Annotated in this window: 13 protein-coding genes; 5 read left to right on the forward strand and 8 right to left on the reverse strand. The window is 59.7% G+C overall.

The annotated features are described in order from the left end of the window. Window positions 1-37 precede the first annotated feature (37 nt). Together AABM52_RS23660 and ttcA are read right to left on the reverse strand one after the other, a co-directional pair. The gene (locus tag AABM52_RS23660) at window positions 38-712 is read right to left on the reverse strand and encodes a DNA-3-methyladenine glycosylase I (protein ID WP_347908373.1); all 675 of its coding nucleotides are present in this window, start codon (window positions 710-712) and stop codon (window positions 38-40) included. A 37-nt stretch (window positions 713-749) separates the two neighbouring features. After that, window positions 750-1,574: a tRNA 2-thiocytidine(32) synthetase TtcA gene (gene ttcA / locus AABM52_RS23665; protein WP_008051493.1), complete on the reverse strand. Its 825-nt coding sequence runs from the start codon at window positions 1,572-1,574 to the stop codon at window positions 750-752. A gap of 282 nt (window positions 1,575-1,856) precedes the next feature. On the opposite strand from ttcA, the gene AABM52_RS23670 reads away from it, so the two are divergent. Both AABM52_RS23670 and AABM52_RS23675 read left to right on the forward strand, forming a co-directional pair. Further along, window positions 1,857-2,459, forward strand: a complete 603-nt coding sequence (locus tag AABM52_RS23670; protein WP_347908375.1) for a Yip1 family protein — start codon at window positions 1,857-1,859, stop codon at window positions 2,457-2,459. Between the two features lie 157 nt (window positions 2,460-2,616). Continuing rightward, complete coding sequence (locus tag AABM52_RS23675; RefSeq protein WP_150726116.1) at window positions 2,617-3,111, forward strand: SprT family zinc-dependent metalloprotease; 495 nt, start codon at window positions 2,617-2,619, stop codon at window positions 3,109-3,111. Window positions 3,112-3,155: 44 nt separating this feature from the next. On the opposite strand, the gene AABM52_RS23680 is transcribed toward AABM52_RS23675, so the two are convergent. Both AABM52_RS23680 and AABM52_RS23685 read right to left on the reverse strand, forming a co-directional pair. Further along, window positions 3,156-4,337, reverse strand: coding sequence for a CaiB/BaiF CoA-transferase family protein (locus tag AABM52_RS23680; protein ID WP_347908376.1), 1,182 nt, complete (start codon window positions 4,335-4,337; stop codon window positions 3,156-3,158). Between the two features lie 144 nt (window positions 4,338-4,481). Beyond that, window positions 4,482-5,816 (reverse strand): dicarboxylate/amino acid:cation symporter, encoded by a 1,335-nt coding sequence (locus AABM52_RS23685; RefSeq protein WP_347908377.1) that lies wholly within the window; start codon window positions 5,814-5,816, stop codon window positions 4,482-4,484. Between the two features lie 339 nt (window positions 5,817-6,155). Here AABM52_RS23685 and AABM52_RS23690 point away from each other — a divergent pair, with 339 nt between their 5' ends. After that, window positions 6,156-7,154: an AraC family transcriptional regulator gene (locus tag AABM52_RS23690; RefSeq protein ID WP_347908378.1), complete on the forward strand. Its 999-nt coding sequence runs from the start codon at window positions 6,156-6,158 to the stop codon at window positions 7,152-7,154. Between the two features lie 82 nt (window positions 7,155-7,236). Here AABM52_RS23690 and AABM52_RS23695 read toward each other — a convergent pair whose 3' ends face one another. From AABM52_RS23695 to AABM52_RS23710, 4 genes are all read right to left on the reverse strand, one after another. Next, window positions 7,237-7,992 carry a polysaccharide deacetylase family protein gene (locus AABM52_RS23695; RefSeq protein WP_347908379.1) on the reverse strand — a complete coding sequence of 252 codons (756 nt, stop codon included), beginning with the start codon at window positions 7,990-7,992 and terminating at the stop codon, window positions 7,237-7,239. A 195-nt stretch (window positions 7,993-8,187) separates the two neighbouring features. After that, window positions 8,188-9,534, reverse strand: coding sequence for an ATP-binding protein (locus AABM52_RS23700; RefSeq protein WP_347908380.1), 1,347 nt, complete (start codon window positions 9,532-9,534; stop codon window positions 8,188-8,190). Beyond that, on the reverse strand, window positions 9,531-10,208 hold the full coding sequence (locus AABM52_RS23705) for a response regulator transcription factor (RefSeq protein ID WP_223456095.1): 678 nt from the start codon (window positions 10,206-10,208) through the stop codon (window positions 9,531-9,533). Before AABM52_RS23705 ends, AABM52_RS23700 begins: the two co-directional genes overlap by 4 nt. Before the next feature lie 120 nt (window positions 10,209-10,328). Then, window positions 10,329-10,931: a hypothetical protein gene (locus AABM52_RS23710; protein ID WP_347908381.1), complete on the reverse strand. Its 603-nt coding sequence runs from the start codon at window positions 10,929-10,931 to the stop codon at window positions 10,329-10,331. A gap of 146 nt (window positions 10,932-11,077) precedes the next feature. Here AABM52_RS23710 and AABM52_RS23715 point away from each other — a divergent pair, with 146 nt between their 5' ends. Together AABM52_RS23715 and AABM52_RS23720 are read left to right on the forward strand one after the other, a co-directional pair. Continuing rightward, window positions 11,078-11,869, forward strand: a complete 792-nt coding sequence (locus AABM52_RS23715; protein ID WP_347908382.1) for a dienelactone hydrolase family protein — start codon at window positions 11,078-11,080, stop codon at window positions 11,867-11,869. A gap of 216 nt (window positions 11,870-12,085) precedes the next feature. Continuing rightward, window positions 12,086-12,811, forward strand: coding sequence for a 4'-phosphopantetheinyl transferase superfamily protein (locus AABM52_RS23720; RefSeq protein WP_347908383.1), 726 nt, complete (start codon window positions 12,086-12,088; stop codon window positions 12,809-12,811). The last annotated feature ends 2 nt before the right edge of the window (window positions 12,812-12,813 follow it).

Raw genomic sequence — 12,813 nt, forward strand, 5'->3', positions numbered from 1 at the left:
TGGGAGCGGGCTTGCTCGCGAAGGGGGCGACTCGGTCTTAATGATTGACGGTATAAGCCAGCATCATCGAAATCTGGCTCATCGGCCGCCCGCCACTTTCCTCATGCCACTGGTTGAACACATCCTGCACCAGCGCCAGGTCGCGCAGACTGCTCGGCACCTTGTCGATGATGTCCTGCGCATTCAGCGCCGCCACAACGTCGTAGCTCGGTACAAAGGTGTCCTTGCCGATCATCCGCAGGAAGCGCGGGGCTGACAGCCCGCCCAACTGATGTCCGCGTTTTTTCAGGAAGGTCCAGAGACCGACGATATCGGTCACCGGCCACTCGGCGATCAACGCACCGAAGCTGCCCTTTTCATGGGCCACGTCCAGTATGAACTGCGCATTGCGCGGCACGCTCTTGAGCTTGCCCAGGTGACGGATGATCCGCGTGTCCTGCATCAGGCGCTCAAGGTGCTCGGCGCTCATCAGCACGACTTTTTCCGGGTCGAACTTGAAGAACACTTCTTCGAAGGCCGGCCACTTGGCATCCACCAGACTGTGCTTGAGCCCGGCGCGAAATACCCGTAGCGCCATCATCGAGAGGTAGCGATCGTCGCTGATCTTGCGCAGTTGCGCCGGAGTCTTGGGAACGGGCAGATGGGCTTCCAGTTCAGCCGCCGAACCGAAGCGGTTCAGACAGTACTCGTTAAGCCACTTGTAATCGCGCATGCCCTCTCCTGAGGTATGAAACAAAAACCAAATGTGGTTAGAGGTTGACCACATTGACGAAACGCGATGCGGCGCTTTCGTCGATCTTCAGACTGGTGAAGTCAAACAGATTGCGGTCCGCCAGTTGCGACGGGATCACGTTCTGCAGGCTGCGGAAAATGCTCTCGGTACGGCCCGGGGTCTTGCGCTCCCAGTCCAGCAGCATTTCCTTGACCACCTGACGCTGCAGGTTCTCCTGGGAACCGCAGAGATTGCACGGGATGATCGGGAATTGCTTGAAGTCCGAGTAGGCCTGGATGTCTTTTTCGTTGCAGTAGGCCAGCGGGCGGATCACCACGTTACGGCCATCGTCGGCGCGCAGCTTCGGTGGCATGGCCTTGAGCGAACCGTTGAAGAACATGTTCAGGAAGAACGTTTCGACGATGTCGTCGCGGTGGTGACCGAGGGCCATCTTGGTCGCGCCGATTTCATCGGCGAAGGTGTAGAGCGTGCCGCGACGCAGGCGCGAGCACAGCGAGCAGGTGGTCTTGCCTTCCGGAATCAGCTCCTTGACCACCGAATAAGTGTCTTTCTCGACGATGTGGTACTCGATCCCCAGTTCCTTGAGGTAGGCCGGCAGCACATGCTCCGGGAAGCCCGGCTGCTTCTGGTCCATGTTCACGGCCACGATCTCGAACTTGATCGGCGCGACCTTCTGCAAGTGCATCAGCACATCGAGCATGGTGTAGCTGTCCTTGCCACCGGACAGGCAGACCATGACCTTGTCGCCGTCTTCAATCATGTTGAAGTCGGCAACCGCCTCACCAGCCAGTCGGCGAAGGCGCTTTTGCAGTTTGTTCTGGTTGACCGTGAGAGTGCCCATGACGCGAAATCCGTGAGGTGTGACGAAAGGCCGGCATTTTACGCAAAAACGCCTCAGGGGCGAAGTGCCTCGCCAAAAGGGCTGTTCGCCACAGACCCGGCGGCGATTAACAACTGCGTTTACAGCGCGATTTGCTCTAAACCCCCTACTCCCTCTGGGGAAACTCCTCCCTATACTGCGACATAAGGTCACATACAAATTCAGACCTATGACTTACTTGGCCGTATTGGCCCGTAGGCGCTCCGCTGGGGGGCGACGGTAAAAACAAGAGGAGTGACTGGCATGATCCATCACGTAGTGGGGCTCTTCACCCACCCTGACCAAGAATGGAAAGAAATCCGTGGCGACCAGGAGGAAAGCATCAGCCACATGTACCTCACCCATACGCTGATCCTGGCGGCGATCCCCGCCGTGTCTGCCTTTATTGGTACCACAAAGGTCGGCTGGGTCATCGGCAATCGACCTCCCGTGATGCTGACCGTAGAAAGCGCGATATGGATGACGATCATGTCGTACCTGGCGATGCTCGGCGGTGTTGCGGTAATGGGCGCATTCATCCACTGGATGGCCCGCACCTATGACGCCAACCCAAGCCTAGCCCGCTGCATTGCGTTTGCCACCTACACCGCCACACCGCTGTTCATCGGCGGACTCGCCGCCTTGTACCCGCACTTGTGGCTAGGGATGATCATCGGCACCGCCGCCATCTGCTACACGGTGTACTTGCTGTACGTGGGCTTGCCGACTTTCATGAACATTCCATCTGACGAGGGCTTCCTGTTTTCAAGCTCGGTGCTCGCCGTAGGCCTGGTGGTGCTGGTCGCCATCATGGCGTTCACAGTCATTGTCTGGGGACTCGGCGTCGGCCCGGTCTACACCAGTTAGCCGCTCATCACTGAACATCGGAACTGCCGACAAAGGCCGCCGCAAGGCGGCCTTTTCATTCTTCAGCAACGAGACGGCACACGACCATTCGTCAACCTGGCGATTCGCAAGGTCCGAGGGTTGCGGCATACTCGACCGCTCTGGAGATCCATCAAGCATGCCCGAGCAACTCAATACCCGCGTCGAAGACTGTTTCCAACTAGCCGAATCCTTTTTCAAACGACCTTTCAAGCGCCCTGTGGTGAGCCTCAAGCTGCGCGGGCAAAAAGCCGGTGTCGCGCATTTGCACGAGAACCTGCTGCGCTTCAACCCGCAGCTGTACCGGGAAAACACCGAAGATTTCCTCAAGCAGACCGTGGCCCATGAAGTCGCGCACCTGATCGCCCACCAGCTGTTCGGCGACCGCATACAACCCCATGGCGAAGAGTGGCAACTGATCATGCGCGGTGTGTACGAACTGCCGCCCAACCGCTGCCACACCTATGACGTCAAACGCCGCAGCGTGACCCGCTACATCTACAAGTGTCCGTGCGCCGACAGCGACTTCCCGTTCTCGGCCCAGCGCCACGGCCTGGTGCGGCAGGGACGACGGTACTTGTGCCGACGGTGTCGCAATACCTTGGTGTTCAGTGGGGAGATGCGGGTCGAGTAGTTGGATTTCCGGTGTTTGTGCTCGCGATGGCGGCCTGACAGGCACTAAAGAATCACCCTGGCTCGCCGCAACTGTTCGATCCGCTCCGCACTGAACCCCAACTCCCCCAACACCTGATCCGTATGCTGCCCCAGCGCCGCGCCAATATGCCGGGGCTCAGGCAACCCTTGTGAAAACTTCAGCGGACAAGCCATCTGCGCCTGGGACGAGCCATCGCCACGGGGAACGTCGGCCACCAACTCCCGAGCCTGCAACTGCGGATGATGCAGCGCTTCTCCCAGGCTCAACACCGGCTCGACACAGGCATCCAGTCCGGCGAACAGCGTGCGCAACTCGGCAAAGTCATGCTTTTCGAATTCGACCTTCAGTGCGTCTTTAAGCTGTTTCCGATGCGCCGGTTGCGGTGACATGCCGAGGCCGGTCAGCTCCTCCAGCCCCAATGCCGCGCACAACTGCTTCATGAAGGCCGGCTCCAGGCTGCCCACCGACAGCCAGCGCCCATCCCGGGAGCGGTAATAATCGTAGAAACTGCCGCCGTTGAGCACCTGATTTTCCGGGCCCGGCTCGACGCCACAGGCCAGATACCCTGCACCCGCCATTGCATTGAGGCTGAACACGCAGTCGGTCATGCTGACATCCAGGTGCTGACCCTGCCCGGTTTGCTGCCGGGCAATGACCGCCGCCAGCAAGCCAATCACCCCGTGCAGCGAACCACCGGCGACATCCGCCACCTGCATGCCCAACGGCAGCGGCCCAGTGTCGGCACGGCCGGTGTAACTCGCCAGCCCGGACAGGGCCAGGTAATTGATGTCATGGCCGGCACGGTCCTTGTAGGGGCCGGTCTGGCCGTAGCCGGTGATCGACACATAAATCAATTTCGGATTGATCGCCTTCAGGGCTTCGTACCCCAACCCCAGACGCTCCATGACACCCGGACGGAATTGCTCGAGCACGATGTCGTAGTCCTGCAGCAACGACCTGATCACCTCCAGCGCCTCAGGCTGCTTGAGGTCCAGGGCGAGGCTGCGCTTGTTGCGGTTGAGGTAGGCATGACTGGCTGACACGCCTTGATCGTGGGGCGGCAAAACCCGCAACAGGTCCATGCGGGTCGGTGATTCGATGCGCAGCACTTCGGCGCCCATGTCCGCCAGCAGCAACGAGGCGAACGGCCCCGGCAGCAGTGTCGAGAAATCCAGAACCTTGAGTGATGCCAGTGGACCGAGCATGAGCGTTCTCCCTTAACGATGCCCACAGCCTAGGCAGCCGATCGCTTTGCAGCAATCACCTTATACGCCACGAGCAGTGACCGTTGCGCTCAAACGCCGGGCATGAAAAAACCCGCCGAAGCGGGTTTTTCATTACGACAAGGCTTACTTGGCGCTAGTCGGGGTTGCCCCTTCAACGTGGCCCAAAACATCGTCTTTAGGCTCGTCGGCAATGCCGCGACCGCCCGAAGCCAGCTCCGCTTGCAGCACGTCGGTGTCCAGTTCCTTGACCCACTTGGCCACAACGATGGTGGCCACGGCGTTGCCGACCAGGTTGGTCAGGGCACGGGCTTCGGACATGAAGCGGTCGATGCCGAGGATCAGCGCCAGGCCGGCAACCGGCAGGTGGCCCACGGCGGACAGGGTGGCAGCCAGTACGATGAAACCGCTACCGGTCACGCCCGCAGCGCCCTTGGACGACAGCAGCAACACCACCAGCAGGGTGATCTGGTGCGTGATGTCCATGTGCGTATCGGTTGCCTGGGCAATGAACACCGCGGCCATGGTCAGGTAGATCGCAGTACCGTCGAGGTTGAACGAGTAGCCGGTCGGGATCACCAGGCCTACTACGGATTTCTGCGCGCCCAGACGCTCCATCTTGATCAGCATGCGTGGCAGTACCGATTCCGAAGAAGAAGTACCCAGCACGATCAGCAGTTCCTCACGGATGTAGCGGATCATTTTCAGCACGCTGAAGCCGTGCAGGCGGGCGATGGAGCCCAGCACGATCAGGATGAACAGCAGGCAGGTGATGTAGAAGCACGCCATCAACTGACCCAGTTGCACCAGCGAGCCGACACCGTAAGCACCGATGGTGAAGGCCATGGCACCGAAGGCACCGATTGGCGCGAGCTTCATGATCATGTTGATGATGTTGAACATCACGTGGGCGAAGCGATCAATGAAGTCCAGCAGCGGCTTGCCGTAGGCACCCAGGCGATGCAGGGCGAAACCGAAGATCACCGAGAACATCAGCACTTGCAGGATGTCACCAGTGGCGAAGGCGCCGACGATGGTGGCCGGGATCACGTTCAGCAGAAAGCCGACGACGCTTTGGTCCGCACCGGCTGCAACATAAGTGGCAATCTTGGAGGCATCGAGGGTGGTGACGTCGATGTGCATGCCATTGCCCGGCTGCACGATGTTGACCACGACCAGACCGACCAGCAATGCGATGGTCGAAACGATCTCGAAGTACAGCAGCGCGTAGCCGCCGGTCTTGCCGACCGCTTTCATGTCCTGCATGCCGGCGATACCGCTGACGACGGTGCAGAAGATGATCGGGGCGATGATCATTTTGATCAGTTTGATGAACCCGTCACCCAGCGGCTTTACCGCCACACCGAGCTGCGGATAGAAGTGACCGAGCGCGATACCGATGACAATTGCAACGATCACCTGGAAATACAGGGATTTGTACAGTGGCTGACGAGTCGTCATTGCAAAGTTCCTCAAGGGTGCCCGGTGACAACATCCATCTGTTGCCCGCAACACCGCAATTGCGAACCCTCCTGCACTGGAGGGATTTGTTTTTTCGAGCTGCGCAACGGCAGGCATCTACACGTTGTATCGCAAGGCCCGTGCCACCTTCCGTAAAATCCCTGCAAGCCTTTTGATCTCCGGGGTTACAGCGAATTCCCTGTCATCGGATGGATACAAGCAGGTGGCGGATTTCCGCCCTTCCGTTAAAAGTCGTCCTGCTATTTGGCGGATATCCGCCCTGTTCATGCCCGCAGTGCGCAGCTACCATCCGTCGTTCAACGGTCGGATCTGCCCGCTATGCGTGAACGCACCATCGCCAGTCATTTCGCCCGCGCCGCCCTGGGTGGTGCGCGTCGGCACGGCTACGACTATTCGGGCCTGCTACAGCAACTGGGAATCAGCCCCGAGTTGCTGGACGAGCCCCGGGCACGCATCGCTCCGGAGCAGTTCACCCAACTGATCCAGGCGTTATGGCTGGCGCTGGACGACGAGTACCTGGGGTTCGGGCAAGCCCCAAGCAGGCCGGGCAGCTTCGCGATGATGTGTCATGCCGTGATTCACTGCCGCAACCTGGATAAGGCACTCCATCGCGGCTTATTGTTTTATAGCCTATTCCCCGGGGCTCCGCGTTTAACCCTGAGCCGCGAAGATGAATGGGTGCGCCTGAGCCTGGACGACTCGCAACTCTGGGACCCGGATCATTTCCTCAGCGAAAGCCTGCTGGTGATCTGGCACCGTTTCGGCAGCTGGCTGATCGGCCAACGTATTCGCCTCGAACAGGCCACGTTCAGCTACCCCCGACCCGAACACGGCGCCGAGTACGACCTGCTGTTTTCCTGCCCGCTTGAGTTTTCCAAATCCCAGAGCAGCCTGTTGTTTCACAGCCGCTACCTGACCATGCCGCTGCTGCAGGATGAACGCACCCTCAAGCATTTCCTCGAGCGCTCCCCCGCCGACCTGCTCTCGCGCCCGGATGACGGCGACAGTTTGAGCAGCCGCTTGCGGCGCTTGCTCAGTCGTGACAGTTCACGCTGGCCCGACCTGGAAGCCGTAGCCGCCCACCTGCACATCAGCCCGCAGACCTTGCGCCGGCATTTGCGGGAAGAGGGTTCGAGCTTTCAGGAGTTGAAGGACCAGTTGCGCCGGGACATCGCGATTTATCACCTGAGCCGCGCGGACCTGTCGTTGCAACAGATCGCCGAGCAGCTGGGGTTTTCCGAGCCGTCGGCGTTTCACCGGGCGTTCAAGAAGTGGACGGGGCTGACGCCGGGGGCTTATCGGGCGCAGGAGAGCTGAGCTTCAGCACCCGCGTTGCACAGCGATCACTGGCGTCCTCCCGAACGCACCCGGTAATACCCCGTCCAGGTTTTGCGAATGCTTATTCCAGAGGCGGGATGATCAGTGACAAGCCAGGGTAAATTTTATCTGGATGATCCAGCGCCGACCTGTTTGCATTGAAGATCAGTGAGTACTTGGCAGCATCACCATAAAACTCTCTGGCAATTTTGGACAATGTGTCGCCCCTTACGACCACATACATATTCAACTGACTGACCGGCGCAATCGCCAGTGTGGACGGTGATTCAAAATCCACATCGCCCAGCAGCTTTATCTGCCCGATGAACCGGCCAAGATTATTGGCCGTGGTCGCGTGTATGTCATGCATCAGCACAATGGAGTTCTTTCTTTTCCTTATTTGCTCAACACCATGGGATACCCAGCCCCCCGGTTGGTAGTTGTTGCTCCAGTCCAGGGTATCCACGCTCCAGAGAACCTGCCGGTACCCCAATTCGGCGACCGTGCGATCGACCATCGCATCATGAGCGCCATAAGGCGGCCTCATGATCAGGTCCGGCTGCTGGTAGGGAGTCAGTGCCTGCTCCGTCATCTTGATTTGATCGATGATGGTGTCTTTGTCCTGGCCGACCAGCCTTAGATGATCGTAAGTGTGATTGCCGATCCGGTGCCCTTCGCCCAGGATGCGCTTGATACGCTCGCCATGCCTGGCAACCAGATTGCCAACAATAAAAAACGTCGCCTTGATATCAAACAGCTCCAGTGTTTCGAGCACGGTTTCGGTTTGGACTTGCCGAGGACCGTCATCAAACGTCAGCCAAACTTTCTTCCTTTCCATTTTTATCTCCTTTGGTGGCTTGTAACGCTTCAACCTCTATCCACTCATGCAACCAACACAGGCTCTGCGTGTGCATGTCGTCAACAAGGCGAGGCTTATTACTTGCCACCAAACGGCTGAACGCCAACAAAACATTGTTGCCGGTCGTTTACGCTTGACGCCTGTAGCCCGAAAAGACGGCTATCAAATACCCGTTCACACCGCCGGAAAATGAATCCGGAACGCTGCTCCGCCCATTGGTGAATCGTCCAGGGTCAGCTTGGCGCTGTAGCTCTCGATGATGTCCTTGACCACCGCCAGGCCGATGCCCTGCCCCGGGTGCTGGCGGTCCAGGCGTTCTCCGCGCTCGAGAATCCGTGCGCGCTGATCCTGTGGTACGCCAGGGCCGTCGTCCTCGACACACAACTCCGTGCCACTGAGGGTTTCACGCACACTGATGCGTATTTCGCCCAGGCACAGGCGATAGGCGTTTTCCAGCAGGTTGCCCATCATCTCCAGCAGAGCGCCCTGCTCGATCGGTACGTAGCACGGGTCAGGCAGGTCGAACGCGACGTGCACGCGCTTGTCGCGATAGACCTTGTCCAGCGTGTCGCACAGGCTTTTCAGTACCGGTCGCAATTGCACCTGATGACGTACCAGGCCGCTTTTGCGCAGGCTGGCGCGCTGCAACTGGTAGCTGATCTGCTGGCTCATGCGTTCGATCTGGGTTTGCAGTACCCAGGCCTGATCGCGATCCTCGGGACGCTGGGCCATGTCTTCGCTGACGCCTTGCAACACCGCCAGCGGCGTTTTCAGGCTATGGGCCAGGTCGTCGAGGGAATCACGATAGCGACTGCGCTGCTCACGCTCACTGTGCAGCAAACGGTTGAGGGAGCCGGTCAGGCGCAGCAATTCCCGGGGATGTTCCTCACTGAGACTTTCGCGGGTCCCCCCCTCGATCTGGTCCAGCTCCTGGCTCAAGCGCCGCAAAGCCTGCAAGCCCCAGGTCAGGCCGATCCACAGCAACGCCAGCAGCACCAGCAGTGCCGCGCCAAAACCCAGATAGAGATTTTCCCGCAGGCCTTCGAGGGTCAGCTCGTACTCGCGAACCGGCTGCAACGCCACGATGCTGAAGGCTGCACTTTTGCCGCCGAGCAACTTGACCTCGACGTCGTAGACAAAGAACTCCTGGCCATTGGCTTCGCGGATCCGCGCAAACTCGCTGCCACGTCCGTCGTAGCGCGGCTTGTAGTTGATGCGTTCTTCCTGGGTCGCCTTCGAACGCCAGACCAGATGCCCTTCACGGTCATAGATATAGCCGAGCAATCGGCTGTCGGTGAGATTGAAGCGCTCGTCGGGCAATTGCGCCGGCATCTGCAGGCTATTGTTCTCCACCCGGGCGGCCGAGATCAGCGTGGTCACATCGGATGCCAGGCGCTGCTCGATGGAGTCCTGCAGTGCCAGGCTGAAGGCGCCCTGCATGGCAGGCAGCAACGCCAGCATGAACAACACCGCCAACAGCGTGGCGGCGAGCATCAAGCGTATGCGTAGCGAACGGATCAAGTGCAACGCTCGTTGAACAGGTAGCCCAGGCCGCGCACGGTGTCGATCGGCTTGAACCCGCCCGGCCCCTCCAGTTTGCGGCGCAGACGGCCGACCAGCACCTCGATCACATTCGGATCACGCTCGTCGTCATCCGGGTAGAGCTGTTCCATCAAGCGGTCCTTGGGTACCACTTGCTGATGGTGACGCATCAGGTATTCGAGAATGCGGTACTCATACGCGGTCAGCGCCAGCGGCTGTTCGTCGAGGGACGCCTGCTTGCGATTCAGATCCAGCAGTAACGGGCCAGCGACGATGGTCGATTGGGTGAAACCGCTGGAGCGTCGCAGCAAGGCATTCAGGCGGGCCTCCAGTTCTTCGAACTGAAACGGCTTGACCAGGTAATCATCGGCACCGGCGGCCAGGCCTTCGACCTTGTCCTGCCAGTTGCCGCGCGCGGTGAGGATCAGGATCGGGAAGGTTTTGCCACTTGAGCGCAACTGGCGGATCAGGTCGAGCCCGCTCATGCCCGGCAGACCGAGGTCGATCACCGCCAGGTCAAAGTTGAACTGTGCGGTCTGGTACAGCGCCTCCTCGGCGTTGGCCACGGACTCGACCACGTGGCCGCTCTCCGTCAGGCGGGTTTGCAGGTGATGACGCAGCAGCGCTTCATCTTCGACGACCAGCAATTTCATATTGCTCTCCCGGGCAAATCAACATCTCCAGAGGCGCAACGTCACACCTCAATAGCTAACATGGCAACGCCGGATCAGTCACTAGGACTGATCCGGCACAGGCCGCTCACGAAACGCTTGTCAGAAAGCGTAGTTGGCGGACAGGTAAGTCTGGGCGCTGCTGGTCAGGTCCAGCGAACCCTGCTTGCCGCCGCCGCGCTCACTCATCTCGGTACTGGCGTTGCTGCGCAGGTAACGGTAACCCAGTTCAACCGAGGTGTTTTGCGAAACCTGTTGCAGCACACCCACCTGGCCACCGATGGCGTAGCCGATATCGCTGTCGCGGCTGAAGCCTGGCGACTCCTGAGTCATTTTGGTCAGGCCGGCCGTGGCGCCACCGAACAACCTGGTGCTGCCGCCCACCGGGTAGAACAGATCGTAGCTGCCCAGGAGGTTTTCCTGACGCAGTTTAATGCCGTTGTGGGAGCCCGACACATTGTCGTAAGTGGCGTAGTAGCGGCCCTTGGTGTTTTGCTGGCCCAGACGAACACCCCAGGTGGTGTCCTTGCCGATTACACCATCGGCGTTCGGGTGATTGAGGTTGTCGTTCAGGGCGTGGGACTTTTTGACCTTGTTACTGGTCTGTCCAAGAGTAAGGCTGGCGAAGTTGTCGTCGGACGCGAAAGCTGCGGTGCTTGCGCCCAGAACCGTGAATGCCAGAAGCAGTTTTTTGAATCCAGTCATTGGGGAGTTTCCTCATGTGCCGTTTGTTTTTTGGGTACGGGGCAAGGTTACGCACCGCGCCCTGAACTCCCCCTGAACGCACTCTGAACCTGGGCTGAACCGCCCCCTTGCGAATGTTTCGACACGTTTCAACAGGAGATCCGACCATGCGCCTGTTCCTCGCCGTCCTCCTGCTGGCCCTGAGCGGGCTCAGCCAGGCCGCTATCCAGACCCGGGAAATCCCCTACCAAAGTGCCGATGGCACGAAAATGATCGGCTATTACGCTTATGACGATGCCATCAAAGGCCCGCGCCCCGGGGTCGTGGTGGTGCATGAGTTCTGGGGCCTTAACGACTACGCCAAGCGTCGCGCCCGGGATCTCGCCGGCCTGGGCTACAGCGCCCTGGCCATCGACATGTACGGCGACGGCAAAAATACCGAGCATCCCAAGGACGCCATGGCTTTCATGCAGGCCGTGGCGAAAGATAGTGCCGTGTCGAGCGCGAGGTTTCAGGCCGGGCTCGACCTGCTAAAAAAGCAGCCGCAAACCGACCCGCATAAAATCGCAGCCATCGGTTACTGCTTCGGTGGTGGTGTGGTGCTCAATGCCGCAAGACAGGGCGTGCCATTGGCGGGTGTGGTGAGCTTCCATGGCGCGCTGGCGACCAATACCCCGGCAACGCCGGGCAGTGTCAAAGCGAAGATCCTGGTGGAACACGGGGCGCTGGACAGCATCGTCACCCCGGAAAACATCACGGCTTTCAAGAGTGAGATGGACAAGGCCGGCGCCGACTACCAATTCGTCAGCCTCGACGGCGCCAGGCACGGCTTCAGCAACCCGGATGCCGATCGACTGGGCCATGGCGATCATGGCGGGCCGGACATCGGCTACAACAAGGCCGCGGATGAAAAATCCTGGGCGGACATGCAGGCTTTCTTCAAGAAGATCTTTGGTTGAGATACAGCGACTGAAGCTGAGCAAGGCTCACTGTGGCGAGGGAGCTTGCTCCCGCTCGGCTGCGAAGCAGTCGTAATTCCTGCAACCGCGCCCTGGCTGAAAAAATGCAATTGCAGGTTTTGAGGCGGCTTCGCCACCCAGCGGGAGCAAGCTCCCTCGCCACAAAAGCCACGTCGCTACTACCCAGTCGTGGTGCTTAACGGCAAAATGCCCGACATGAATCATGCCCCCGCCCTGCCCGTCTGCTGCACGCCCCTCGATGACCATTGGCCACTGCCGTTTGTGCTGCCCGATACGGTCCTGCTGAGTACTCACTTCGATAGCACCCGACTGGCCAGCGATGACTTTCAGCGCAGCGCTGTCGAAGTGCCGGCGAGCATCCAGCGATCTGTCGCCAAACGGCAGGCGGAGTTTCTCGCCGGGCGAGTGTGTGCCCGGGCCGCGCTGCAGCGACTGGAAGGCTTGAGTTTGATTCCAGCCATCGGTGAAGACCGGGCACCGGTCTGGCCTGCTCATATCACTGGCTCGATCACCCATAGCACTGGCCGGGCCGCGGCGATCGTGGCGAACAAAAGCCAATGGCGCGGCCTGGGCATGGACCTGGAAAACCTGCTCAATGCCGAGCGGGCCGAACGCCTGGCTGGGGAAATCCTCAATCCGCCGGAGCTCCAGCGCATGACGGCCGGTGATCATGATCAACGGGCGTTGCTGGTCACCCTGACTTTTTCGGTCAAGGAAAGCCTGTTCAAGGCCCTCTATCCGATCGTTCGGAAACGCTTTTATTTCGAACACGCCGAAGTGCTGGAGTGGCGTGAGTCGGGTGAGGTGCGGTTGCGGTTGCTTACTGATTTGTCCAACGAATGGCGCTCTGGCACCGAGCTGGATGCGCAGTTTGGGGTCAAGGATGGGCAGTTGCTGAGTCTGGTCAGCATCAGGACCTGAGG

Origin of the sequence: Pseudomonas grandcourensis (genome assembly GCF_039909015.1) — a bacterium.
Taxonomy (GTDB): Bacteria; Pseudomonadota; Gammaproteobacteria; order Pseudomonadales; family Pseudomonadaceae; genus Aquipseudomonas; species Aquipseudomonas grandcourensis.

Bases quoted from the DNA above. Each gene is read 5' to 3' on its own strand.
- AABM52_RS23660 (WP_347908373.1), bottom strand. From the start codon at position 712: ATGCGCGATTACAAGTGGCTTAACGAGTACTGTCTGAACCGCTTCGGT.
- ttcA (WP_008051493.1), bottom strand. From the start codon at position 1,574: ATGGGCACTCTCACGGTCAACCAGAACAAACTGCAAAAGCGCCTTCGC.
- AABM52_RS23670 (WP_347908375.1), top strand. From the start codon at position 1,857: ATGATCCATCACGTAGTGGGGCTCTTCACCCACCCTGACCAAGAATGG.
- AABM52_RS23675 (WP_150726116.1), top strand. From the start codon at position 2,617: ATGCCCGAGCAACTCAATACCCGCGTCGAAGACTGTTTCCAACTAGCC.
- AABM52_RS23680 (WP_347908376.1), bottom strand. From the start codon at position 4,337: ATGCTCGGTCCACTGGCATCACTCAAGGTTCTGGATTTCTCGACACTG.
- AABM52_RS23685 (WP_347908377.1), bottom strand. From the start codon at position 5,816: ATGACGACTCGTCAGCCACTGTACAAATCCCTGTATTTCCAGGTGATC.
- AABM52_RS23690 (WP_347908378.1), top strand. From the start codon at position 6,156: ATGCGTGAACGCACCATCGCCAGTCATTTCGCCCGCGCCGCCCTGGGT.
- AABM52_RS23695 (WP_347908379.1), bottom strand. From the start codon at position 7,992: ATGGAAAGGAAGAAAGTTTGGCTGACGTTTGATGACGGTCCTCGGCAA.
- AABM52_RS23705 (WP_223456095.1), bottom strand. From the start codon at position 10,208: ATGAAATTGCTGGTCGTCGAAGATGAAGCGCTGCTGCGTCATCACCTG.
- AABM52_RS23710 (WP_347908381.1), bottom strand. From the start codon at position 10,931: ATGACTGGATTCAAAAAACTGCTTCTGGCATTCACGGTTCTGGGCGCA.
- AABM52_RS23715 (WP_347908382.1), top strand. From the start codon at position 11,078: ATGCGCCTGTTCCTCGCCGTCCTCCTGCTGGCCCTGAGCGGGCTCAGC.
- AABM52_RS23720 (WP_347908383.1), top strand. From the start codon at position 12,086: ATGAATCATGCCCCCGCCCTGCCCGTCTGCTGCACGCCCCTCGATGAC.